Here is a 23,730-nt window from a genome sequence, read left to right on the forward strand (position 1 = left end):
GGGGTGTTTGACGAAAGCCATGGGTGCTGTAAACTATCATAGCAACAGATATGCGGGGGTCCGGCCCTCGTTGGCGTCAGATGCAGCGCCGGGAACGGAGGCACTATTCCATGAACTGGGCAAACTTGACAGAACGTGCTCAAAAGGCCGTATGGATGGCACAGGAGTCGGCTAGCTCCCTGGGTAACGACTTCCTCGACACCGACCATCTCCTGATTGGTCTTGCCAAGCTGGAAGAAGGCATAGCGTATGAGGCTATGGTAGCCAGCGGCATCGATCTTCACAAACTGGTCGACTACGTTTCCGATCAGGTGCGAGGGGTCAAGCACAACAACTTCCTCGGCAGGAATGATGAGATCATCCTCACGCCAAGGGCCAAGAAAGTCTTGGACCTGGCTGAGCGCGAGGCCATCAATCTTGGGGACGGGTATATCTCTACGGAACACATCTTGCTTGCGATCGTTCACGAGGGTGGCGGTGTGGGTGTGCGAAGTCTGGAGGATGAAGGTGTCGATGTTTCGAAGCTCGTGAACACGGTTCTCTCGTTGCGTGGGACCGAGCACACGACGGAGTCCCCCCGCACGGGTCATCAGCCGCGGCAGCGCACCAAGACGCCGACGCTCGACCAGTACAGTCGTGATCTGACAGAGATGGCTCGTCAGGGTAAGCTCGACCCCGTCATCGGCCGTGACAAGGAAACTGAGAGGCTGCTTCAGATACTGTTGCGACGAACCAAGAACAACCCCGTTCTCATCGGTGACCCCGGCGTAGGCAAGACGGCCATCGTCGAGGGACTGGCACGGAAAATCGTTGCGGGCGAAGTGCCTGAACTGCTCAAGAACAAGCGTGTCATTTCGCTTGATATTCCAAGCCTTGTGGCCGGGACCAAATACCGTGGCGAGTTCGAGGACCGGATGAAGAAGTTTCTGGCTGAGATGAAGACGGCCGGCAACACTGTCATTCTGTTCATCGACGAGCTGCACAACGTTGTCGGGGCTGGGTCCGCAGAAGGAAGCTCCATCGATGCGGCCAACATCCTCAAGCCGGCGTTGTCGAGAGGCGAGCTTCAGACGATTGGGGCCACCACGCTTGGAGAGTACCACAAATACATCGAGAAAGACCCGGCACTCGAGCGCCGATTCCAGCCGATCGTCGTCAGCGAATCCACCCTGCCCGAGTCGATCGAAATCCTGAAGGGACTACGTGACAGATATGAGGCTCACCATCAGGTAACCATTACGGACGCGGCCATCGAGGCTGCCGTAAGGCTCTCCGTGAAGTACATTACGAGCCGGTTCCTGCCGGACAAGGCAGTCGACCTCATGGATGAGGCCAGTGCCAAGGTAAGGCTTGCTTCTACCGTTCCAAGCGACGAATACCGTCAACTGCAGGACGAGCTCGACAAGATCGAGCGCGAGAAGGACGACGCCATTCGTAACCAGGAGTTCGAGAAGGCGGCGGGTCTGCGAGACCAGGAGCGGGACGTTCACGACAAGATCGAGACGATGAAAGGCAGCGCGTTTTTGGCATCGGCTGCACGGGAAGCCGTTGTGAGCCCGGATGACATTCGCGCCGTTGTGGCTCTGTGGACCAACATTCCTGCCGAGCGGCTGGCTGAGGACGAACGAGCGAAGCTCCTGCACCTCGAGGACGCTCTCCGAACCAGGGTTGTCGGGCAGGATCAGGCTGTAGCGCTCATGGCAGAGGCTCTCAGGCGTTCTCGTGCGGGACTGAAGCATCCGACGAAGCCCATCGGGTCGTTCCTGTTCCTTGGCCCGACAGGCGTAGGGAAGACCGAGCTGGCACGTGCCCTGGCCGAGGAGCTGTTTGGCAGTGAGTCGTCGCTCATTCGCCTTGACATGAGCGAGTACATGGAGAAGTTCGCCGTGTCTCGCCTGGTTGGAGCCCCTCCCGGCTACGTAGGATACGAAGAGGGTGGACAATTGACCGAGGCCGTGAGGCGTCGCCCATTCAGCATCGTCCTGTTCGACGAGATCGAGAAAGCCCATCCGGACGTCTTCGACATTCTGCTTCAGATTATGGACGATGGACGTCTGACCGACTCGAGTGGAAGGACGGTCGATTTCCGGAACGCCGTCATCATCATGACGAGCAACATTGGAGGCGGGTTCAATCGGATGGGTGGCCTCGGGTTCAAGCTTCCCGGCGAGGCTGGTGAGGCAGAAGCCCACACAGCGTCCATGATGGATGAGCTCAAGCACAGCTTCAAGCCGGAATTCCTGAACCGGGTCGACGAGATCGTCGTGTTCAACCAATTGGCGGTCGAGGACATCGAGAAGATCGTAGCGATCCTGCTGAAGCGGGTAACCAGGGAGATCGAGGAGGAGGACATGCACCTCCAGTTCGGCCCCGAGCTCGTGTCGTATCTTGCACGCAAGGGCTTCAACCCCGAGTATGGAGCCCGGCCGCTGCTGAGGCTGATCCAGCACGAAGTGGAGAACGAGCTGTCCTACCGGATCCTGGAAGGGGAGTTCAAGCACGGCGATACCATCGTCGTGACGAGCGACGGCCAGAAGGTGGTCTTCGAGTCAGCGCTGAGAGAGCCTGCGCCAGCAGAATAGGCTGGAGTCATGAACCCGAAAAGCATACGCAATTTCTGTATCATTGCCCATATCGATCACGGCAAGTCCACCCTCGCTGACCGTTTTCTTGAGCGAGCCGGCTTCATCCTGAAGAACAAGGGTGATCAGGTCCTGGATCAGATGGACCTCGAGAAGGAACGTGGCATCACGATCAAGGCACATCCCATCCGCCTGACCTATACCGCGCGGGACGGGTCGCCCGTGGTGTTCAATCTGATTGATACGCCCGGCCATGTCGACTTCACCTACGAAGTCTCGCGCAGCATAGCCGCCTGCGAAGGAGCGGTGCTTGTTGTGGACGCGACACAGGGTGTCGAGGCGCAGACTGTTGCCAATACCTACCTCGCGCTGAATCACAACCTCACCATCATCACTGCCGTCAACAAGATCGATTTGCCAAATGCCGACGTGGACGAGACGAAACGGGAGATCGAGGAGATCATCGGATTCGACGCCTCGGACGCGTCACTTGTCAGCGCAAAGACCGGGCTCGGCGTGGATGAGCTGCTTCGCGTCATCGAAGACAAGGTTCCGAGTCCTTCCGGCGACGCCGACGCTCCTCTCAAGTGCCTCGTGTTTGACTCGCACTTTGATACCTACAAGGGCGTGGTCGTTCACATCAGGGTTTTCGAAGGGACCATCCAGAAGGGAGACCGTGTCCGGTTCATGGCCACCGGCAACGAGTTCGACGTCGTCGAAGTAGGCTACTTCGAGCTGACGCCTGTCGTGGCAGATGTGCTGACGGCGGGGGAAGTCGGCTACTTTGCCGCGGTGATCCGGGTTCCTGCCGAGGTCCATATCGGGGATACCGTGACGGGCGCGCTCCGGCCGACCGCAGAGCCCATACCGGGGTACAGGCCGGTGCTCCCGATGGTTTTTGCCGGGCTCTACCCCATCGACGCAAATGACTATGACGGACTCAAGTCATCACTGCAGCGGCTGCAGCTGAATGATGCTTCTCTCACGTTTGAGCCCGAGTCGTCGGGGGCCCTGGGTTTTGGGTTCCGGTGCGGGTTCTCCGGTCTCCTGCATCTGGAGGTCATCACGGAGCGCCTCCGCCGGGAGTACGGCCAGGACATTATCGTCACCGTTCCAAATGTGCGGTATCGTGTTATCAAGCGCAATACGGGAGAGGAGGTTCTTGCCGACAGTCCTTCAAAGTTCCCCCCGCTGGGAGAGATCGAACGCATCGAGGAACCCTTCGTCAAAGCCGAGATTGTCGTACCGCATGATGCTATCGGAGACGTCATGGAGCTCACCAACAAGCGCAGGGGCATCTATGTCAACATGTCCTACCCCGAGAGCCGGCGGGCGGTCCTGGAATATGAACTCCCCTTGTCCGAGATCATCACGGATTTCTTCGATCGGCTCAAGTCCATCACGAAGGGGTATGGAACGCTTGACTACGTTCTGGCGGGGTATCGCGAGGAACGGCTCGCCAAGGTCGATGTCCTGGTCAACGGAACGCCCGTCGACGCACTCTCGTTCATCGCGCATGAAGATGAAGTCCAGCACATCGCAAGGTCGATGTTGCAGCGGCTGCGCAAGTACGTTCCCCGGCAGATGTACGAAGTTGCGTTGCAGGCCGCAATCGGGGGAAAGATCGTAGCACGCGAGAACATCGTCCAGCTGCGCAAGGACGTCCTGGCCAAGTGCTATGGTGGGGACGTCACGCGAAAACGGAAGCTTCTGGAGAAACAGAAAGAGGGCAAGAAGAAAATGAAGCAGATCGGCAAGGTGAGCATCCCCCAGGAGGCGTTTCTCTCTATCCTCAAGCGTGAGTCGGACGACTAGACCAGTCGGCGTCTATTTCCACATTCCCTTCTGTCGCAGAAGGTGCAACTATTGTGACTTCCTGTCGACGGGGGGCGCAACGGGTGTTCCCGACGAGTATGTGGATGCTTTGCTTTCCGAGTGGAGACTGTGGGTTGATCCATTGCGCCGGCAGGACGTTGGTGTGCGGTCCATTTACGTTGGTGGCGGTACCCCTTCCCTCCTGGAACCCCTTCAGCTTCGGCGGCTGATCGACGGGGTGAGGTCTGCTGTGCCAGAAATGCCGGATTGCGAGATTACCATGGAAAGCAATCCGGACAGCCTCGACGTTTCGAGCATTCGGGCGTACGCCGGCGCGGGTGTCAACCGCCTGAGTGTTGGCATCCAGAGCTTCAGTGATTGCTCGCTGAAGAGACTGGGACGCCTGCACGATTCGGCTGGGGCGGAACGCGCACTTCGGCAGGCGCGGGAGGCGGGGATCAATAACCTGTCTCTGGACCTCATGTATGGACTTCCCGGTTCTCTGCCCGGTGAAGAGGTTGCCTCGTTGAGACACGCCATCGAGCTTTCTCCGGAGCACATCTCCTGGTATAACCTGACCCTGTCTGCCGGCACCCCGTTGGCCAGGTCCGTAGCTGACGGCCGTGAGGTGATGCCGGACGACGACACGGTTCTGGGAACGATGCGGGAGGGATGGAGCCTGCTTGCGGCGAGCGGGTTCGAGCACTACGAGATCTCCAATTTCTCCCACCCCGGTTTCGCCTCGCAACACAATCTGGGCTACTGGCTGTTCACCGACTACGTCGGGCTCGGCCTGGGAGCGTCTGGATTCGTGTCAGGCCGGAGATGGACGAATGTCAGCGACATGGCAGTGTATTTCGCTGCCGTTTTCGACGGCAGGCTGCCTTTCGACAGCGAAGAACGGCTCGAGGGTCATCTCCAGGAAGGCGAGTATGTTATGCTGCGCATGCGCCTGCCTGGCGCCGGCCTCGATTTCGCGGCCTTCGGCGACCTGTTTCGAGAAGACGCGCGCATCATATTTCATGACGCTCTTGCTCAGCTGAGGGACGATGGACTCATCAGTGTCCTGAAGGACAGGGCTGTGTGCACGCAGAAGGGTCTCGAATTGAACAACCTCGTGGCCGGGGCATTCATCTGAGGACAGCGAAAGCCCCGGCCCTGATGGCCGGGGCTGGTGGCAACGAGCGTCCCCTGTCAGTGAGAAACGTTGAACCGGAAGTGGGCGATCTCCTTGTTCTTCACGACGTAGCTCTCACCCTCTATTCGCAGCAGCCCCTTCTCCTTGGCGACCTTGAAGGAGTTGTCGGCTTTGCGGAAGTCATCCAGCGAGATGACTTCGGCCGCAATGAACCCGCGCGCGATATCCGTGTGGATCTTCCCCGCAGCTCCACGGGCGTGCGTGCCAGCTTCGATAACCCAGGCCTTGCACTCGTCTTCTCCCGCCGTGTAGAAGGTTTCGAGCTTGAGCAGCTGATATGCTCTGCCAATGAACGTGTCGATGACTGATCCGGACAGGCCAAATTCCTGAAGGAACTCGAGTTGTTCGGCGGCAGGAAGTTCGGCGATCTCGCGTTCCAGTTTTGCATCCAGCACCATGACCGTCGCGTCTATCTGGCCTGCAGCAGCAGTGAGAGCCGCCTCGAGGTTTCTGGCGGCGGTTTCGTCTGTCATCGTGATGTTGATGACATACATCACCGGCTTCAGCGTGATGAACGCGTAGGAAGTGAGCAGCCTCTTGTCTTCATCGGTCAGTCCGAGACTGCGCAGTCCCTTTCCGGCCGAAAGGCATACCTGGGAACTCGAGAGGAGGTCCCTCTCCCGTTCAAGCTGAGGCGTCATTTTCTCCTTCTTCATGCGTTCGAGCCGGTGTTCCACGATTTCCAGGTCTACCAGGGCAAGGTCCAGTTCGAAGCTGTCTATCTGATCCTTGAGGCTTGTGGCGGAAGGCACCTGCGTGAATGCGTCGAATACCTCAACCAGCGCCTCGACGTTCTTCACGTCTTTGAGCAGTTCGTTGCGTCGTGAAGCGTTTTCCTGGCCGGACGGAATGCCCGGAACATCGGCAAACTCGACGCTGGCGGGCGTCGTCTTTTTGGGCTTGAAGACGTCGGCCAGATAGTCCAGATCAGTGTCGCCGACGCCAACGGCGGCGAGATTCGTCTTGGACTGTGAGACCTGCGTGGTTCCTCTGGTCAGTGCTCCGAACAGCGTGGTCTTGCCCGTTTGAGGCAAACCGATTATTCCAATCTTCATTGGCAGCTCCTTCTCATGCGCTCGTTCATGCTTGCGGACTCTTGTTCAGTATACTTGAGTCATAAACGTGTTGCAAGGATCGGGAGGCAACAGGCCTCGTGGGACAGCAGGAACCTGGCAAGGACGGGTTGTCAGGTGTATTCCTCCTGCACCGACCGATTGACATCGTGAGGCTGACATCATACACTGTCGTCTCTGGAGACAACCTATCAGATGAAGATCAAGACGGTACGTGGAGCGCTGCGCGCTGTGCAGCGCAAGATAGTCGCTGGTCACAGGGAGACGGTGACGTACTCCAGTGAACTCGACAAGACCTATGGTCTGCTTGCGACGGACAAGGCGTGGTACATTACGCGCCTGCTCCGCAGCGAGGACTATGTCGATTTCGGGGGCCTGTTCCCGGAGCTCTCGAAGCAGATTGGCTGGACGAGAGGGGTAAGGCTCGCGAGGCAGGGCCTTTCTGCTGCCATTGGTGCCACTCGGAAGCTGCCGGTACACGGCACCGCGTCGAGCATCCTGGTGTTTGTGGACGAACAGGGAAGGTTCCTCCAGATTGGCCCTGCGACACTCATGGGGTTCTGTGAGTACATGGGACTCACGACCGGCCGCGGCAACAGCTGGTATGCCTTTCCGACGATCATCCTGAGCCCCGTGTTTGGCAGCGAGCGCGACACGGAAGAGCGGGCTGCCCTGCAGCGGGCGTCTCTTATCTCCCAGGTCAATAGTACGGAAGCTGATGAGGACACGCGCAAAGAGTACTTCATCGATGCCGTCGTCCAGCTTGGCCAGCCAGACGCGCAGGCAGTGCCGGACTTGTCCGTGTCTGGAGCGGTTCCGACAACTTCGTTCGACCAGTTCGATTTTGCGGGCGACGGCGCCGTATTGGCCGTGCTCAGCGAGATCAACCGAAACCTTACTCGCATACGCGAGCTGCTGGAGAAGACCTCATCGAAGTGAGGACCGGCCGCGCGCGGCACCTGACCGTCGCTGTGGCTGCCATCATCTCTGGAGCGGTGTTCCTGTCGGCTCGATTGCCCGTGTCGATGAACCCTCCGGGGCTTCGCGCGGTTGACGCAGCGTCCCTGGACGCTGTGCAGATCGCCAGCGATGCAGGTATTGTTCTTGGTTCGGGAGCAGCCGTAGCGGTGGAGTGCGTGGGCGGCGGCATCGAATTGGTAACGCCCAATCAGCAGATGATCGGGGTGTTGCGCGATGGGTCGCCTTCTACTGGAACATGGGACGTGCCATGGGCTTTCGGTCCAGTGAGACTTGTCCAGGTGAGTGAGAGAACGGTCGTTGTACGCGAACGGGTCCCGTATGATATTCGGTATGTGCCCGAGCAGTCCGCAGTCAGGGGGCAGGTGGTCGTGTGGACATCCGGCACGGGTGGGGTGCGCGAGCGTTCGTTCCGCCTCCTCTACGAGGACGGCAGACTGGTATCGCGAGTCCTGGTTTCTGACTCCCTGCTCGAGCCACCCGCCGGAGACGCACTGGCTGTCGGGAAGTCCGCCTATCGCGGTGGAGCGATGAACGAGTTCTATATGGAGGCCACCGCCTATTCGCCGACGGTTCAGGAGACGGACGGCGATCCGTGGACGACTGCCTCGGGGATGAAATCTGGGCATGGTGTGGTGGCAGTCGACCCGAAGGTCATACCACTCGGCAGCAAGCTCTATGTGGAAGGCTACGGGTACGCCATAGCCGGCGACACGGGCGGCGCCATCAGGGGCGACCGCATCGACGTGTTCTTCTACTCGTCTGATGAGACAGCGAGGTGGGGAAGGCGCTGGGTTCGCGTGTTCGTTCTCTCATGACGAGGAGGAAGTCCACAACGTGAACACGCTCACTCCAACTGCCCTTCGCGACTTGCTGAAACGGACGGGTGTTGTCCTGTCCAAACGCTTCGGGCAGAACTTCCTGGTCGACGGCAACGTCCTTGCTTCCATGGCCTCGCACTTCCCTTCAGATGAGAACGTGGTGTTCGTCGAGGTCGGTGCCGGGGCGCTTGCCCTGACCGGGATTCTCGCGGAGCGTGGCAAGCGCGTGGTTGCCTACGAGATTGACGAGCGTCTTCGCAAGGTCCATGAGGCCCTTCTGGTCGATGACCCTCTCCGGATGCGTATTGAGCTGAGGTATGAGGACGCCCTGGAGGCAGACTGGTGTGCTCTGGGACACGAGGGTGAGACCCTGGTGCTGATGGGGAATCTCCCGTATCTGCGGTCCTCTGAGATCGTCCTGAAGCTTATCCGAACTGACTGTATCGGGCAAGCCTGCCTGCTGTTCCAGCGGGAGTTCGCAACCCGCCTTGCCGCTCATTCCGGGAACGGGGACTACAGCTCACTCTCTGTCGTGGCCCAGACGTTCTTCGATATCAGGCGGCTGCTTGAGCTTTCGCCTGAGGTGTTCTTCCCACGTCCAGAGGTCAGCTCGACCTTACTGGGGTTCGTCAGACGTCCAAGCGGACTGGAGGATGCCGAAGTCGCGCCATTCATGCGATTTGTTCAGCAGTCATTCCTGCACAGGCGCAAGAAACTGGCCGACTTCTTCCGCCGACTCGGCGTCCCGCTGACGGGTGAGTTCGCCGAGACGTCTCAGCTTCGTCCGGAGGTCCTCACACCCTCGGAGTTCATCGACTTGTTTCGGGCGGTCTCCCGGGTGACTCGACGCTGACCAACTGCGTCCAGAGCGTTCGCCGTGTTGCCTTTTCCCCCATCGGGAGTAGAATTTCCCGGTAAGCTACGTCATCTCATTTCGGGAGGCATGCGATCATGAAGATTCAGAACGATGCACGTTATGCGAAGTCGGACGAGTGGGTACGCGTCGAGGGTGGCGTTGCAGTCGTTGGAGTCTCTGACTACGCCCAGGGTAAGCTGGGGGACGTCGTGTTTGTCGGTGACGTCGCCCGCGGCTTGATACTGAAGGCAGGAGACATCCTGACCTCCGTCGAATCGGTCAAGGCCGCCTCAGACATCTACTCTCCTGTGTCAGGCAAGGTTCTCGAAGTCAACCACGAAGTTGTAGCGAAGCCTGAACTCATCAACAGTGATGCATTTGGCGCCGGCTGGCTGGCGAAGATCGAGCTTTCGAATCCGGATGAGCTGAACGGATTGATGAGTGCGACCGACTATGCAGAGTACAGAAAGGAATAGGTTCTCGTTCATCCCAGCGACAGGTGATGAGCAGCAGGCGATGCTGCAGAAGATCGGCTTGCAGTTTGACGACATTGTCAAATGTTTTCTTGGCAACGCTTGCGTGGAAGGCGGTCTCGATCTGCCCGAAGGATTGACTGAGGATCAGATGGTCGAGGAGTGGGACGCCATGATGTCCCGGAATTCCGGTCCCAGGAAGGCTTCTCTTCTGGGTGCCGGGGCATACATGCATTTCATTCCTGCCGTCGTTTCACACCTTGCCTCCCTTCCGGGTTTCGTCACGGCATATACGCCATACCAGCCGGAGATAAGCCAGGGGACGCTGCAGTCCCTGTTCGAATTTCAGTCGTTCATGGTAGAACTCACCAACATGGAATTGGCCAACTGCTCGATGTACGATGGAGCCTCGTCGACCGCCGAGGCCATGCTGATGGCTCATCGCGTCAAGAAGGTGGACCGCGTGCTCGTAGCTGCCACGGTCAACCCGAACTATCTGGCCACGGTCCGGACCTACCTGGAACCACATGGGATTGCGGTCGATGTCGTCAGGATGGATGGCAACGGGCAGGTATCCATGGATGACCTGGAGTCACAGCTGTCTTCCTCGGCGTGCAGCGCCGTCCTCGTCCAGAGTCCAAACTACCTGGGCATCGTCGAAGACCTGGGTGCTATCGGAACGACCGTCCATGCCCACGACGCACTGTTTGTCGAATCCTTCACGGAAGCGATGGCGCTGGGACTGCTGAAATATGGTGTCGGCACAGGAGCAGACGTCGTCGCTGGAGAGGGGCAGTCGCTCGGTATGTCGATGTCGTTTGGCGGTCCGCATCTTGGCGTCTTTGCCACCCTGAAGAAGTACAACCGTGACTTCCCCGGTCGAATCGTCGGTGAGTCCATTGACACGAAGGGTCGCCAGGCATTTGTCATGACATTGAGAGCTCGCGAGCAGGACATTCGACGTGAGAAGGCGACGTCCAACATCTGCTCGAACCATGCGCTCAACGCACTGACGGCGGCCGTGTACCTCGGCAGCGTGGGTGAATCGGGATTCAGGGCACTTGCCTGCGAGAACGTTGCGAAGCTGGAGAAGCTCATCAAGGGCCTGGAGGCCACCGGGAACTTCGTCCGCGTTTTCAAGCAGAGTCCGGTGTTCAACGAAGTGGTCGTGGCCAGTTCGATCGCTCCCGAAGATGTGCGGTCCCGTCTGGCCGGCCTGCCGGTGTTCCCGCCGCTCGCTCTTGCTCGTGGCGTCGCCCCGGACGTTCAGGGGATGCCTCACACATATCTGGTCTGCGCGACCGAGATGCTCAAGGATAGTCTCCTTGAGCAGGTTCTCGGCGCATTGAGCTGAGGTGGTGGAAGATGACCCTCTATGAGAAGAGCGTGGCAGGTCGGTCAGCATTCTCGTTTGGCTTCGAGGAGGACCATGCTGCGGCCGAAACGTGCATCCCTGAGTTTGCCCGCACTGCGATGAAACCGTTGCCACAGGTCAGCGAACTTGACCTCGTGCGCCATTTCACGAATCTGGCCAGGACCAACTACGGCGTTGATACCGGTTTCTATCCCCTCGGGTCGTGCACGATGAAGTATAACCCCAAGATCAACGAGCGAATGGCCGCTGATCCAAGGCTCACCGTGCGTCACCCGCTGGATGACGCCATGGACAACCAGGGCGTCCTGCAAATGGAGTTCGAGCTGAAGGAGTCTCTGCGGGAGATCACGGGTATGGACGACTTCACACTTCAGCCCGCTTGTGGCGCCCATGGCGAGCTCACTGGCATGCTCATCATCCATGCCTGGATGCGTGACCACGATGCCGGCCGTACGAAAGTACTGATCCCCGATTCTGCCCACGGGACGAATCCTGCATCGGCATCGATGGCGGGATTCGAGGTCGTGACCGTGCCCTCCAACGAGCGAGGCGGGGTCGACATGGATGCGTTGGACAAGCTCATGGATGGTACGGTGGCGGCCATCATGCTGACCAACCCGAACACCGTGGGCCTGTTTGAGGAGAACGTCACGCAGATTGCCGAACTCGTGCATGCCCGTGGAGGTCTTCTGTACTATGACGGGGCAAACCTCAATGCTCTCATGGGGCTCATCCGTCCGGGCGACCTGGGGTTCGATGTGATTCACCTGAACCTCCACAAGACATTCTCCACGCCGCACGGCGGCGGAGGTCCGGGTGCTGCCCCTGTGGGCGTCAAGGAATTCCTGGCCGACTATCTGCCGATTCCCCTTGTCGTATGCAGGGACGGTCAGTATGCCCTGGATGAGGATAGACCGCATACAATCGGCCGCGTGTCCGGGTTCTATGGCAATACCGCCGTACTCGCCCGCGCCTACGTGTACATCAAGATGATGGGCCGGGACGGTCTTCTGGCGGCAAGCCGGGCGGCAGTCATCAACGCGAACTACGTCAAGGCACTGCTGAGCCCGTACTTCCCGCCCGCCTACGACAGGCCTGTCATGCACGAAACGGTTCTGAGTGCGAAGGGCTACGACAAGTATGGTGTCACCCTGCTCGACATCGCCAAGCGTCTCATGGACTATGGATATCATCCCCCGACGATCTACTTCCCGCACTTCCCACCGTATGCAGAAGAGGTCATGATGGTCGAGCCGACCGAGAGCGAGAGTAAGGAGACGATGGACTTGTTCTGCGACGCCCTCATCAAGATCAGCCAGGAAGCGAAAGAGCATCCGGACCTCCTGCTCTCTGCTCCACACGATACCGTGGTCACCCGCGTCGATTCGACGTACGCAGCTCGCCACCTGGTCACGAGTCATCGTGACAAGAAAGGAAGTTGACTGAGTGCTGAACCTACGTGAGACAATAGACCGGCAGGTCAGTCTTGCGCTCGGGGACCTCCTCTCTGCGGAGGAGGCCCCTCTTGCGCTCTGCTCGCTGTCCCGCCCCGGTTTTCTGGACTACACGCTTTCGCTTCCCATGAAACTGGCCAAGACGCGGCACAAGGCACCCGTTGCCATAGCAGAGGCACTGCAGCCTGCTGTCGCAGGCATGGCCTGCGCAGGACTCGCGGAGGCAGTCGCCCCCGGCTACATCAATATTCAGCTTTCGGATTCGTTTGTGGCCGGTCAACTGAGTTCCATGCTTGGTACAGATCCCGCCATGCTGCTCCAGAAGGCGGGGAACGGCCAGAAGATCGAGGTGGAGTTCGTGAGTGCCAACCCGACAGGACCCCTGCACGTGGGCAACGGCCGTGGAGCAGCGCTCGGATCGGTGCTCGCCACCCTTCTGGAGACCCAGGGATATGATGTGGATCGCGAGTACTACGTCAACGACTATGGGTCGAAGATGAAGCTCTTCACGGAGTCGATAGCGCACTACCTCTTTCCGATGATGGGGCTGGAGCATGCCATGCCTGATGAAGGGTACCATGGGGCATATGTGCCGGACCTGGCCCAGGCCATTTATGATCGACAAGGGTCGGAGCTGCGTTCTATGCTTGAAGAACAGCGCCTTGCTGCCATAGAAGAGGACGGGAAGACCCTTGTGCTGGCATCGATTCGCCAGGCACTTGAAGAAATGGGAGTCTCGTTCGACACCTGGTTCTCGGAACGGTATCTCATCGAGAACGGATGGAATGATCGCGTTCTTCAGCAGTTCCGGGATCGAGGTGTCGTCTATGAGAAGGACGATGCCGTCTGGCTGCGCTCGACCGATTTCGGCGACGACAAGGACAGGGTGCTTGTACGGCGTGATGGAGAGCCGACTTACACACTCACTGACGCGGCCTACCACTTCAACAAGTTCCATCGCGGGTATATCAAGAGCATTGATGTCTTTGGCGCGGATCATATCGGGCATATCGTCCCCATGCAGGCCCTCATGAAGAGTCTCGGACTGCCCGATGACTTCCTGGAGGTCATCATCTACCAGATCGTGCACTTCCTGCGCGGTAGGCAGCGTGTCGTCCTCTCCAAACAGACAGGCGAGATCATCGAGCTGGCCGACCTCGTACGTGAGGTGGGCAAGGACCAGGCGCGCGTTTTCTTCCTCCTTTCGTCGGCCGACTCTGAGCTGGAGTTCGACCTTGAGGTTGCCAAGGAGAACTCACTCGACAACCCGGCATACTATCTCAAATACACCTATGCCAGGCTTTGCAGCGTGGAGCGTCAGGCACGTGGTATCGGAGCTGTCGTCCCTTCCGTGGCAAGCCAGGTTGACGTTTCGCGGCTGAAGACTTCTGAGGACCGTGAATTGGTGAAGTGCCTGCTGAAAGCGCAGGATGAGGTCGATGATGCCGCAAGGACGAGACAACCCCATCGGATCCTGTATCTCGCAAGTGAGCTTGCCAAGTCGGTCAACGCATTCTATCAAAAAGAAAAGGTCATCCAGGAAGACGCAGGCCTGGCACAGGCCCGCATGCTGCTCGTGCTGGTCTCACAGCGTCTCCTGCAGGCGTATGCCCACGTTCTGGGCGTCACTCTCCCCGAATCAATGTAATTGAGCTCCCCGCGTCTGTGCGGTGAGCACGAAGTGAGGTATGCATGAAGAATATCCGTAGACTGCGGCTTGAAGCGTTCATACGTCGTAGCGTCGAGGGTCAGCTGATCATGATGGACGACCCCGACCTGCGACTCTTGACGGTGACTCACATCGAGCTGTCGAACGATACGCGCTTGGCGAAGGTTTACGTTTCGAGTCTGTCGAATGACGAGAGTCATCAGAAGGCCCTCATGGCAGCCCTGTCCAGGGCCTCGGGCAAGTTTCAGCAGAGGCTGGCGACGGATGTCTCGATGCGTTTCACCCCCCTTCTTTCGTTCCATTTCGATCAAGGGTTCGTGAAGGGGACTCAGGTTGTCGAACTGCTCACTGAGCTCGAGAAGAACGAGAAGAAGGATCCCGCGGATTCATGAGGGGCGCTGGTCTCGACGTCATTGCATCGAGGATTCGCGATGCGAGTGATGTCTTTCTGTTCACCCACGAGTTTGCCGACGGCGATGCTCTGGGCTCCGTGGTGGCGCTTACGCTGTATCTGCAGGCAATGGGCAAGAGTGTTCATGCGTTTGTTCCTGGCAAGATCCAGAGTGTCTACCGGTTTCTTGCAACAGATGAACTGCTGAACACCATGCCCGCTATCCAGGCCACGGCTCATATTAGCGCCGCGCATGTGACGTGTCTCAGCGCAGATGCCGCCGATGTCGACCGTCTGGGTGAGTGGAAATCTCTGTTTCTCTCCGGGGCAGAGCGTCTGGTGATCGACCACCACGATACGAATACAGGCTTTGGCGAGGTGTTCGCCATCGACGGTTCGGCCAGTTCGTGCTGCGAGGTTCTGTTCGACCTGTTCAACGTGATCGACCCCCAGCTTATCGACGCCAGGATCGCATCCGCGCTCTATACCGGTCTGGTTGCGGACACCGGGTCATTCCAGTACGCCAATACGAGGGCTCTGTCCCTGGTGCACGGAGCTCAGCTGGTCGAACTGGGCGCGTCACCCGATGAGATCTCCCGTAGCATCTACGAATCCAAACCATACGGAAGCGTACGACTCATGGCTGCTTCCGTGGCAGTCTCGCGCCTCATGTATGGCGGGCAGGTGGTCGTATCCTACGTGACGCGGACCATGCTTGAGGACTCGGGCGCGCTGGATGAGGACACGGAAGGCATCACAGACGAATTGCGGCGAATTGCAGGAACAAGAGCGGTCGTGCTGTTCAAAGAGGCATCAGATGGCTCGGTCAAGGTCAGCTTCCGCGGGAAGTACGGGTTCGACGTCAAGCGCATAGCAACCGCGTTTGGCGGCGGCGGTCACTTGCTCGCCGCCGGCTGCACCATCACGAGTGACCTCGGCGAAGCCGAAGTGCGCATTCTCGCGGAGCTGGACAGGTACCTGGGGCCTTCTAGAATTTGAAACTTGTGCTGATGTCGTAGACCACCGGCACGTGGTACATGGTCTCGCCGGTGAGCATCTTGATGATTGCAAGTACAGAAATGAGCCCTGGCAGGAACCAGAACCAGCCGGCCACGAACCTGATCAGTGGAATGCGGCCCAGAACTGCGAGGATGACTTCCAGGATCAGCACAACGAGTCCTTGCGCCAGATGCAGGCGGAAGAACTCGTTCTTCTTATTGGAAAGAAGCGGGATGAGCCAGAGGATACCCAGATAGCACAGAATTCCAAAGACCAGATCGTTGTTGACGGTTCCACTCGACTGCTGCTCCACGGTCGTCCACCCCCACACTAGGATATCAGCATGCTACCTGATGGCGAAGCTGTGTCAAGGGTTTTTGACGCTCATGAGCGCTGAGGTGGGGCAGGGATTCAGATACTCCTGGATGCCGCATGCATGGCAACCTGTGTCACGGCACGTCGGGAGACGCTCGCCCTTCTCTGCCGACAGGTAGTCCTCCCGGAGGAAGTCTGTCGAAACCCCGGCATCGATGATTTGCCAGGGTAGTTCACTCTGCAGAGGAATACTGCGATACAGGAAGTCAGCGGGGTCGAGGCCTGAGGCGGCAATGGCCTGCCGCCACACATCAAACCTGAAAGACTCGCGCCAGGCGTCGAATGTCGCCCCGTTCTTCCAGGCTGTCTCGATGACCTGACCGACTCTGCGGTCGCCCCGGCTGAGAAATCCCTCGAGGAAGGCGATGCGCGGATCGCCAAAATCGATATGGAGCTTGCCCTTGAAGGCTCTGAAGCCTTTGCGGAGGTGATCGATCTTGGCATCGTACACCTCAGGCGTATTCTGGGCACACCATTGAAACGGCGTATCAGGGCGAGGCACGAACGGGTTGATGCTGAGATTGATGGCGATGTCCCTGCGGAAACCTTTGCCAAACGTGGTGATGCGGCTCACCAGGTCAACCATGGCATCGAGGTCCTGCTCCGTCTCAGTCGGAAGGCCGAACATGAAGTAGAACTTGACGAGATGCCAGCCCTTGCCAAAGACGGTCCGCAGCGTTTCAAAGATCGATTCTTCCGTGATGTTCTTGTTGATGACGTCGCGGAGGCGCTGGCTGCCAGCTTCGATGGCAAACGTCAACGAACCTTCGCGTGTCTGCTTGATCTCGTCTGCGAGATAGCCGGGGAAGTTGTCCATACGGAGTGACGGGAACGAAATGGCCACCTTGTGCTCTTCTCTGTACACGCGCACGAGTCTGACCAGCCCCGGCAGATCACTGTAGTCCGTGCTGCTCAGAGACAGCAATCCAACTTCTTCGTAGCCGGTGTTGGCGACGAGCTGCTCAAGCTGCTTCTGGATGGATGCCAGTGATCGCTCCCGGGTGGGGCGATAGGAGATGCCGGCTTCGCAGAAGCGACAGCCTCGCACACATCCACGGAACAGTTCGATGACGCCCCGGTCATGGACGAGCTCACGATACGGGACAATAGGGCTGACCGGAGCAAATGCGTCGTCGAGGCTCTCGACAACGCGCTTGCGCACGGTCGCCGGGACTCCCGATAAGATGGGTTCGGCGACAACGTATGGCGCACCGCCAAGGGCAGAGCGTGTTTTGTACAGGGATGGGACATAGACACCCTCGACGCCGCGCGCCAGTGTTTCCAGCGCATCGTGACGGCTTGCTCCGGTTGCGCGCGACGCTGCAAGATTCCGCACGATTTCCGGCAGGAGGTCTTCGCCATCGCCGATACAGAATGCGTCCACGAAGTCGGACATGGGTTCGGGGTTGAACGTGCAGCTGCCGCCGGCAATGACGATCGGCCACTCGGTTCGATCCTCCGACCGTACGGGGAGCCCGGCCAGGTCAAGCATGTTGAGCAGGTTCGTATAGACGAGTTCCGTACCGAGGCTGAAGGCAATGACATCGAACGAGCCCAGCGGCTGGCGGCTTTCGAGAGAGAACAAGGGAACCTCGTGCTCTCTGAGCCAGGCCTCCAGATCGTGGAACGGGGCGAACGCGCGTTCCACGACGACACTGTCGATGGCGTTGAGAAAGTGATAGAGGATCTGGATGCCGTGAGACGACATGCCGACCTCGTAGAGGTCCGGGTAGCTGAGCGCGACCCGAAAGCGACCCTCCCAGTCCTTGTGGACGGCATTGAGCTCATTTCCTGCATATCGAGACGGGCCTTCGAAGCGTTCGAGAGAGTGCATATCCATGCTAGAACCTCAGTTCGTCGCGGGTGCGGTAGACGCTCACGACGATCGAGGCGGCCGCAACCTGCGTGAGCAGGGAGGATCCGCCATAGCTGATAAACGGCAGTGGGATGCCGGTGACGGGCGACAGCCCGATGGTCATGCCCATGTTCACGGCAGCTTGCAGAAACCACATGGCTCCTATGCCTATGACGATGTAGCGAGCGAAATCATCGGTCAGCGATCGAACAATGAGAAACGTTGACCAGAGGAGCATGACGAAGAGAAGAACGAGCAGCGCACTGCCGGCAAACCCAAACAGCTCTCCGACGAGAGAGAAGACGAAGTCGGCATACTGGACAGGCACAAACGAAAGAGGCGCCTGGGTGCTTCCTTTGATGCCACGACCCCAGATGCCGCCTGATCCGGTGGCTACGATCGACTGGATGACGTTGTAGCCATCACCGAGCGGGTCTGCCTGTGGATTCAGGAAGGTCTCGATGCGTGTACGCTGATATGGCCTGAGGCTGAGCCACACACCGCCTGCTGCAAGTGCCAGGACCAGTCCCAGAACCAGCAGCTGGCGGCCGGTGAGCCGGAAATGAGCCAGCATGACGACAGAGATCCCGAGCAGGAGGCTCGCGGATCCCAGGTCCGGTTGCTTCATGACCAGAAGAACGGATGGCACGACAGCGGCCACGACAAGGAGAATTTTCAGGCCCGTGTTGAGCTTCTTCTCGGGGAGCGTCAGGATGAACGCGACGACAAGGATGATGACCAGCTTCTGTATCTCACTCGGCTGAAGGCCAAATGACCCAATGACAGGGATCCAGCGCCGTGAACCGTACATGCCGCGCCCGACGAACAGCACTGCCACCAGCAGCCCTGTCTGAATGACGTAAACCGGGATCGTGAGAAACCGGAAAACCCGGTAGTTCACGAATTGCAGCATGACTGCAATGGCCACACTGAGGCCAAGCAGCAGGAGCGTCTTCAGAAAATAGGAGTAGAAACTGCCGAAGTGCCCAAGCGTGTACCGCTCTGCAAGGCTTGCGGCATAGAACGTCGCCAAGCCGAACCCGATGAGGAGCACGACGCTTGTGATGAAGACGAGCGGAAGGCGATGGGGCTTCACAGGGCGTTGCTACTCCAGAAAGCGTGTTTCGACGTTCAGCCGGCCTTGAGTGGCGCTCGCCACGTAGTAATGACCGCGCATGCCAGCCGGGGCCAGATGAAGGACGGCGCTTGCCTTGCCGATCGAAAGTGAAGTGCCACCAGCGACCTCGAGGCACGTGATGATCGCATCCGAAGTCCCCTGGGTGCCAGCCAAGACGGTTCCCCTGATGGCGCCGAACACGAAACAGGAACGCATGGTCTCGACGCGTGATCCCTCGAGAACGGAGCCGACCACGACGACATCCTTGGTCGTCTGAATGACTTCGCCTCTGATGAGGTCACGAGCGATGATCAAGGCTGTCTCAGGTGGAGGGGTGCTCTTCTTCGATTCCCGTATGCGGTAGTTGGTGATGCCCAGGTTGTCGCCCACGACCTTCCGCAGATCCTTTTCCAGCTTGGTCAGCGTCTTGAGGCCGCAAGCCCGGTTTTGCAGGTCGACCCTGAGCTTGAGCTGAGGAAGGATCTGATGCTGGGCGGCTGCTTGGACAACGAGCACGTGCGAGGCTTCCTTCCACGTTGCCTTGGGATTGACGAGAGCCAGGATTTCCGTTTGGTTCCCCTTGAACACGACGGTGTTTGTCGGACTAGTTGCTGACATTTTCCCCTCCGTACAGATCAAAGTACTGCTGCAACATGCGGTGAACGAGTGGAGCCATACTGGTACTGCGCTCGTAGGGCGAGTTCTCGAACATGAGAAGGACCGCTACCTGGGGATTGTCCATCGGTGCGAATGCTACCAGCCATGTATGGTACAGATTCAGCGTACCGGTTTCGGCCGTACCGGTTTTTGCGCAGACCTCGATGCCCCCGACTTGAATGCGTGTCATTCCGCCAGTCTTCGAAACGAGATTGAGGCCTTTCTTCACGGTCGCCAGCGTGGCCACGCTTATGCCGAGTGTGTCCTGAACGACAGGTGTCGTCAGCGTCTCCGCTTTGGTGATGGGGTCGACCGAAGCCTTCAGGAAGTGAGGGCGCCAAAGAGTCCCGTTCATCGCGATCGAACTGAAGATGGAGATGTTGCGGATAGGCGTTTCCAGCATGTATCCCTGGCCGATGCCCATGTTCATCGTATCTCCTTCGTACCATGGTTCGTTGTACCTGTCGAGCTTCCACTCTGGTGTCGGGTAGAAACCGGTCCTCTCGCCAGGAAGATCGATGCCGGTGGGCTTGTCGATGCCAAATCTGCGCGCGTAGGTGGCCAGTGTCTCGATACCAACCAGGCGGGCAACGGTGAAGAAGTAGCTGTCGCAGGAGTCGGCATAGGCCCTGTAGATATCTTCGTTGCCATGGCCACCTGGCCAGATCCAGCACTTGAACAGCCGTCCTCCGACCGCCAGCCCTCCACCACAGTAAATGATGGTTCGGTCCGTAATGGTGTGCGTTTCCAGCCCCGCCGTTCCGGTGACGACCTTGAACGTGCTCGCCGGGGGGAATGAACCTGCAATGGCCCGGTTGAACAGAGACCCTTTGACGGACCACGCCTTCCAGTCTTCGGTGGAGATCCCGGAGATGAACTTGTTCGGGTCGAACGTGGGCGCGCTTGCCAATGCGAGGAGGTCTCCGTTGCGTGGGTCCATCATGATCGCGGCACCCTGGTTGCTACCAAGAAGCTCTTCGCACGTCTTCTGCAGACGGGCATCGATGGTCAGGATGATACTCTTTCCAGGTGCAGCGGGCTTCTCCTGCAGCGTTTTCACGGCTTTGCCGCCGGCATCCACTTCGATGAGTTTTTGACTCTTCTGGCCGCGCAGCAGTGACTCGTATTGCAGCTCGACGCCTTCCTTGCCGATCGTGTCCTTCATGACATAGCCGTCAGCTCGCAGCTTTTCGAGTTCAGTTTCGCCTATTTCACCGGTATATCCGAGGACATGTGCCGCCAATGTTCCCTGGGGATATGATCTCCTGGTCGACATGACGAGCTGGATGCCAGGCAGGTCTGGTTCCTGTTCCGCAAGCTTCAATGCAACGGGTTTGCTGACGTTGCGAGCGACGGTGATGGGCGTGAACGGCCCGACGCCGGCCTCTTTCACGATGCCCTTGAGAGTCTGAAGCTTCGTGCCTGTCAATTGGGCTACGATGCCCAACTCCTGGTCAGCGTTCTCGAGGTCGTAGGTTGTCACGACGATGTCGAACGAGGGGACGTCGGTTGCGAGAACGATCCCGTTCCTGTCGCGGATTTCGCCCCGTGGGCCTGCCGTACTGATGATGCGAAGACGGTTGTCTTCCGCGACTCCTGCATAGTAGGTGCCCTTGACGACCTGCAGAAAGTAGAGGCGGGCGATGATACCCAGCAAGATCAGCGTGAAGACAACGGTAACCGCAAGGAATCGCCGAGTTTGCCGGTACTGTTGTAGCTTATCCATGACTCTGCTCGAGTGGCGAACGCCTGAGGAGGTAGCGGGACCCCGCGAGCCCCGTGACGGCTGCCGCGACGAAATACCAGAAGAGGGCCACGAGACCGGGAGCAGCACTGCCTCTGGCGAAGAGGGCGAGAAGGATTGCCACGACCGCATAGGCGCCCGTGAAGGCTATGCGAGCCAGACCAGGTGCAAGCTGCTCGATGTAGGGCGAGGTGCCCGTGACGAGCAGAAGCAGCAGGGCAGTCGGCAGCCCCCGCGACTGGCTGAAATATGAAAGAAGGAGTGTGTTGAAGAGTCCGGCAGCAACGCCGAAGGGAGTGGGATGACGTACGCTGTAATAGAAGACGATGGCCGCCGCCACGAGGAAGCCGAAGGCTCCCGCGCCCGGGGCATGCAACGCAACGCTGCAGAACAAGGCAAACACGAATGCTTCCATGGACAGAACCCCTGCCAGGATGGCATACTGCCGTTTCAGGTTCATTTCGAGCCCTGTGTGACCAGAAGGTAGCGTGTCGCCCAGACGGCTGCAAACGGGCGCAGGACGAGCCGTGTCGCGGTGTCGCTGGTCAATGTATCCACTCTGCCGATAGGGATGTTGGGAGGAAAGGTTGCTGAGCTGCTGGAAGTGACGACGATGTCACCCGCCTGGAACTGGGGCAGTGGTGAGATGTATGACAGTTCACAGTACTCTCCGTCGGTGCCCTTGATGAGCACATCCTCCCCGGTTCGGCGGTTGATGCCGGAGATGACGCACCTGCTGTCGAGCAGCGGGATCACTGTGGCAGTGGATGTGAAGGCGCCCCGGACCTTGCCATACACGTAGGCTTGGCCGGTGAAGTCTGCGACAAACACTCCGGCGCCGTCGGTTACCCCGAGGGCTGTTCCGTGGTCTATGAACACATCCAGAGAGCGCATACCCATTGCTCTTCCCGTCACCTGGGCAAGGACACTCTTGACCGGCAACTGTTGTTGGACCGACAGCTGCGCTTGCAGCTGTTTCAGTTCGTCGTGATCGCCGAGAGCGAGACGAAGTCGAGCATCGAGATACTGGTTCTCGCTGCGGAGCGCCTCGTTCTCAGCGTAGACACCTCGGGCAAACGCCAGGGCGTGCCCATATGCAGCCACACTGTCAGTTGCTGCGGAGACAGCCCTGCCAAGCGTCCGGGCAACGCGTTGGACTCCGCTGAGTGCAAGGCTTCCAAGCGTAACCCCATAGGACGCCAGTCCGATGATGGTTGCCAGCGCAAGGAACAGCGCTATGAACAGAAGGCTGGTGGACCTGCGGGTAGGCTTCCGTACCGGACCGGGCATTCGCTATATCAGAACCTCGTGCAGCAAATCGTAGTTTTCGAGGACCTTGCCTGCGCCCTTGGCGACACACTGCAACGGATCCTCTGCGATGGTGACGAGAATGCCCGTACGGGTGGAGATGAACTTGTCAAAGCCCATGATCAGCGCGCCACCGCCCGACAGCATGATGCCGCTATCGATGATGTCCGCCGAGAGTTCGGGCGGGGTCAGCTCGAGTGCCGACTTGATCGTCGCGAGAATCTGCTCCAAAGGTTCCTTGAGTGCGTCGCGAATCTCCTCGCTCGTGACTTCGACCGACTTTGGCAGGCCATTGATCAGGTCTCTGCCCCGTACTTCATAGGTCTTCTCGCTTTCGAGCGGATATGCCGAACCAATGGCGAGTTTGACTTCCTCGGCCGTCACATCTCCGATGAGCAGGTTGTAGCGGCGGCGGATATGCGTTGCGATGGCTTCTGTCATCTCGTCGCCTGCAATGCGCAGTGATCGCGATGTGACGATACCCTTCATCGAGATGACCGCCACCTCGGCGGTACCGCCGCCGACATCGACGATCATGACTCCGCGGGCGTCAGCGACGGGGAGGTCGGCGCCGATGGCGGCTGCCATGGGTTCCTGGATAAGCTTTGCCTCTCGCGCACCAGCGTTGAGGGCTGCGTCAATGACCGCCTTCATCTCAACTTGGGTGATACCGGACGGGATGCCGACAAGCACACGTGGACGGGCAAAGAGACCTGTTCCGGAGGCTTTTCGGATGAAGTATTCAAGAAGCTTCTCTGTTACCGTGAAGTCTGCGATGACACCGTCCCTCAGAGGACGTGTCACGGTAATCGACTGGGGCGTGCGCCCCGCCATCTTCTTGGCGTCGTTGCCAACGGCAAGCACAGTCCCGGTCTTGGCATCGGTCGCCACGATGGTAGGCTCGCGGATGACGACACCTTTGTTCTTGACATATACAACCGTGTTTGCAGTACCAAGGTCTATTGCCAGGTCTCTAGAGAAAAATGCCAC

General features: G+C 58.8%; 20 protein-coding genes. 12 read left to right on the forward strand and 8 right to left on the reverse strand.

The genetic code is table 11. The features are described from left to right. The first annotated feature begins 110 nt into the window (after window positions 1-110). Genes C0398_07820 through C0398_07830 form a run of 3 tightly spaced genes read left to right on the forward strand, consistent with a single transcriptional unit; the run spans window position 111 to window position 5,535 of the window. Window positions 111-2,582, forward strand: a complete 2,472-nt coding sequence (locus C0398_07820) for an ATP-dependent Clp protease ATP-binding subunit ClpC (protein MBA4365886.1) — start codon at window positions 111-113, stop codon at window positions 2,580-2,582. A 9-nt stretch (window positions 2,583-2,591) separates the two neighbouring features. Then, complete coding sequence (gene lepA, locus C0398_07825) at window positions 2,592-4,397, forward strand: elongation factor 4 (protein MBA4365887.1); 1,806 nt, start codon at window positions 2,592-2,594, stop codon at window positions 4,395-4,397. Then, entirely contained in the window at window positions 4,381-5,535 is a 1,155-nt protein-coding gene (locus C0398_07830) for a coproporphyrinogen III oxidase (GenBank protein MBA4365888.1), read from the forward strand. The genes lepA and C0398_07830 overlap by 17 nt, the downstream gene beginning before the upstream one ends. Before the next feature lie 56 nt (window positions 5,536-5,591). Here the strand turns inward: C0398_07830 and C0398_07835 are convergent, their stop codons facing one another. Then, on the reverse strand, window positions 5,592-6,650 hold the full coding sequence (locus C0398_07835) for a redox-regulated ATPase YchF (protein ID MBA4365889.1): 1,059 nt from the start codon (window positions 6,648-6,650) through the stop codon (window positions 5,592-5,594). Between the two features lie 213 nt (window positions 6,651-6,863). On the opposite strand from C0398_07835, the gene C0398_07840 reads away from it, so the two are divergent. From C0398_07840 to C0398_07880, 9 genes are all read left to right on the forward strand, one after another. Further along, complete coding sequence (locus tag C0398_07840) at window positions 6,864-7,607, forward strand: hypothetical protein (GenBank protein ID MBA4365890.1); 744 nt, start codon at window positions 6,864-6,866, stop codon at window positions 7,605-7,607. Next, window positions 7,604-8,464: a hypothetical protein gene (locus C0398_07845; GenBank protein MBA4365891.1), complete on the forward strand. Its 861-nt coding sequence runs from the start codon at window positions 7,604-7,606 to the stop codon at window positions 8,462-8,464. The genes C0398_07840 and C0398_07845 overlap by 4 nt, the downstream gene beginning before the upstream one ends. Beyond that, entirely contained in the window at window positions 8,412-9,320 is a 909-nt protein-coding gene (gene rsmA / locus C0398_07850; protein MBA4365892.1) for a ribosomal RNA small subunit methyltransferase A, read from the forward strand. Before C0398_07845 ends, rsmA begins: the two co-directional genes overlap by 53 nt. 98 nt (window positions 9,321-9,418) lie before the next feature. Beyond that, window positions 9,419-9,799: a glycine cleavage system protein H gene (gene gcvH, locus C0398_07855; protein ID MBA4365893.1), complete on the forward strand. Its 381-nt coding sequence runs from the start codon at window positions 9,419-9,421 to the stop codon at window positions 9,797-9,799. Beyond that, window positions 9,777-11,150 carry an aminomethyl-transferring glycine dehydrogenase gene (locus tag C0398_07860; GenBank protein ID MBA4365894.1) on the forward strand — a complete coding sequence of 458 codons (1,374 nt, stop codon included), beginning with the start codon at window positions 9,777-9,779 and terminating at the stop codon, window positions 11,148-11,150. Before gcvH ends, C0398_07860 begins: the two co-directional genes overlap by 23 nt. Window positions 11,151-11,161: 11 nt before the next feature. Further along, complete coding sequence (locus C0398_07865; GenBank protein ID MBA4365895.1) at window positions 11,162-12,613, forward strand: glycine dehydrogenase (aminomethyl-transferring); 1,452 nt, start codon at window positions 11,162-11,164, stop codon at window positions 12,611-12,613. A 4-nt stretch (window positions 12,614-12,617) separates the two neighbouring features. Continuing rightward, entirely contained in the window at window positions 12,618-14,273 is a 1,656-nt protein-coding gene (locus tag C0398_07870) for an arginine--tRNA ligase (protein MBA4365896.1), read from the forward strand. Between the two features lie 44 nt (window positions 14,274-14,317). Further along, window positions 14,318-14,686 carry a 30S ribosome-binding factor RbfA gene (rbfA, locus tag C0398_07875; protein MBA4365897.1) on the forward strand — a complete coding sequence of 123 codons (369 nt, stop codon included), beginning with the start codon at window positions 14,318-14,320 and terminating at the stop codon, window positions 14,684-14,686. Beyond that, window positions 14,683-15,684 (forward strand): hypothetical protein, encoded by a 1,002-nt coding sequence (locus C0398_07880; GenBank protein ID MBA4365898.1) that lies wholly within the window; start codon window positions 14,683-14,685, stop codon window positions 15,682-15,684. The genes rbfA and C0398_07880 overlap by 4 nt, the downstream gene beginning before the upstream one ends. Here C0398_07880 and C0398_07885 read toward each other — a convergent pair. The 7 genes from C0398_07885 to C0398_07915 all read right to left on the reverse strand — a co-directional run bounded on the left by C0398_07885 (window position 15,674) and on the right by C0398_07915 (window position 23,730). Then, a complete protein-coding gene (locus C0398_07885; GenBank protein MBA4365899.1) occupies window positions 15,674-15,997 on the reverse strand; it encodes a hypothetical protein in 324 nt (107 codons plus the stop codon). The genes C0398_07880 and C0398_07885 overlap by 11 nt on opposite strands. Before the next feature lie 54 nt (window positions 15,998-16,051). Beyond that, entirely contained in the window at window positions 16,052-17,899 is a 1,848-nt protein-coding gene (locus C0398_07890; GenBank protein MBA4365900.1) for a B12-binding domain-containing radical SAM protein, read from the reverse strand. Window position 17,900: 1 nt separating this feature from the next. Beyond that, complete coding sequence (locus C0398_07895; protein MBA4365901.1) at window positions 17,901-19,010, reverse strand: rod shape-determining protein RodA; 1,110 nt, start codon at window positions 19,008-19,010, stop codon at window positions 17,901-17,903. Window positions 19,011-19,019: 9 nt separating this feature from the next. Beyond that, window positions 19,020-19,649, reverse strand: a complete 630-nt coding sequence (locus C0398_07900) for a hypothetical protein (protein ID MBA4365902.1) — start codon at window positions 19,647-19,649, stop codon at window positions 19,020-19,022. Continuing rightward, window positions 19,636-21,564 (reverse strand): penicillin-binding protein 2, encoded by a 1,929-nt coding sequence (gene mrdA / locus C0398_07905; GenBank protein MBA4365903.1) that lies wholly within the window; start codon window positions 21,562-21,564, stop codon window positions 19,636-19,638. Before mrdA ends, C0398_07900 begins: the two co-directional genes overlap by 14 nt. A gap of 324 nt (window positions 21,565-21,888) precedes the next feature. Next, window positions 21,889-22,722, reverse strand: a complete 834-nt coding sequence (locus C0398_07910; GenBank protein ID MBA4365904.1) for a hypothetical protein — start codon at window positions 22,720-22,722, stop codon at window positions 21,889-21,891. Window positions 22,723-22,725: 3 nt separating this feature from the next. Next, the gene (locus tag C0398_07915) at window positions 22,726-23,730 is read right to left on the reverse strand and encodes a rod shape-determining protein (protein ID MBA4365905.1); all 1,005 of its coding nucleotides are present in this window, start codon (window positions 23,728-23,730) and stop codon (window positions 22,726-22,728) included.

This window comes from Coprothermobacter sp. (assembly GCA_013824685.1).
Lineage (GTDB): Bacteria > Caldisericota > Caldisericia > Cryosericales > Cryosericaceae > Cryosericum.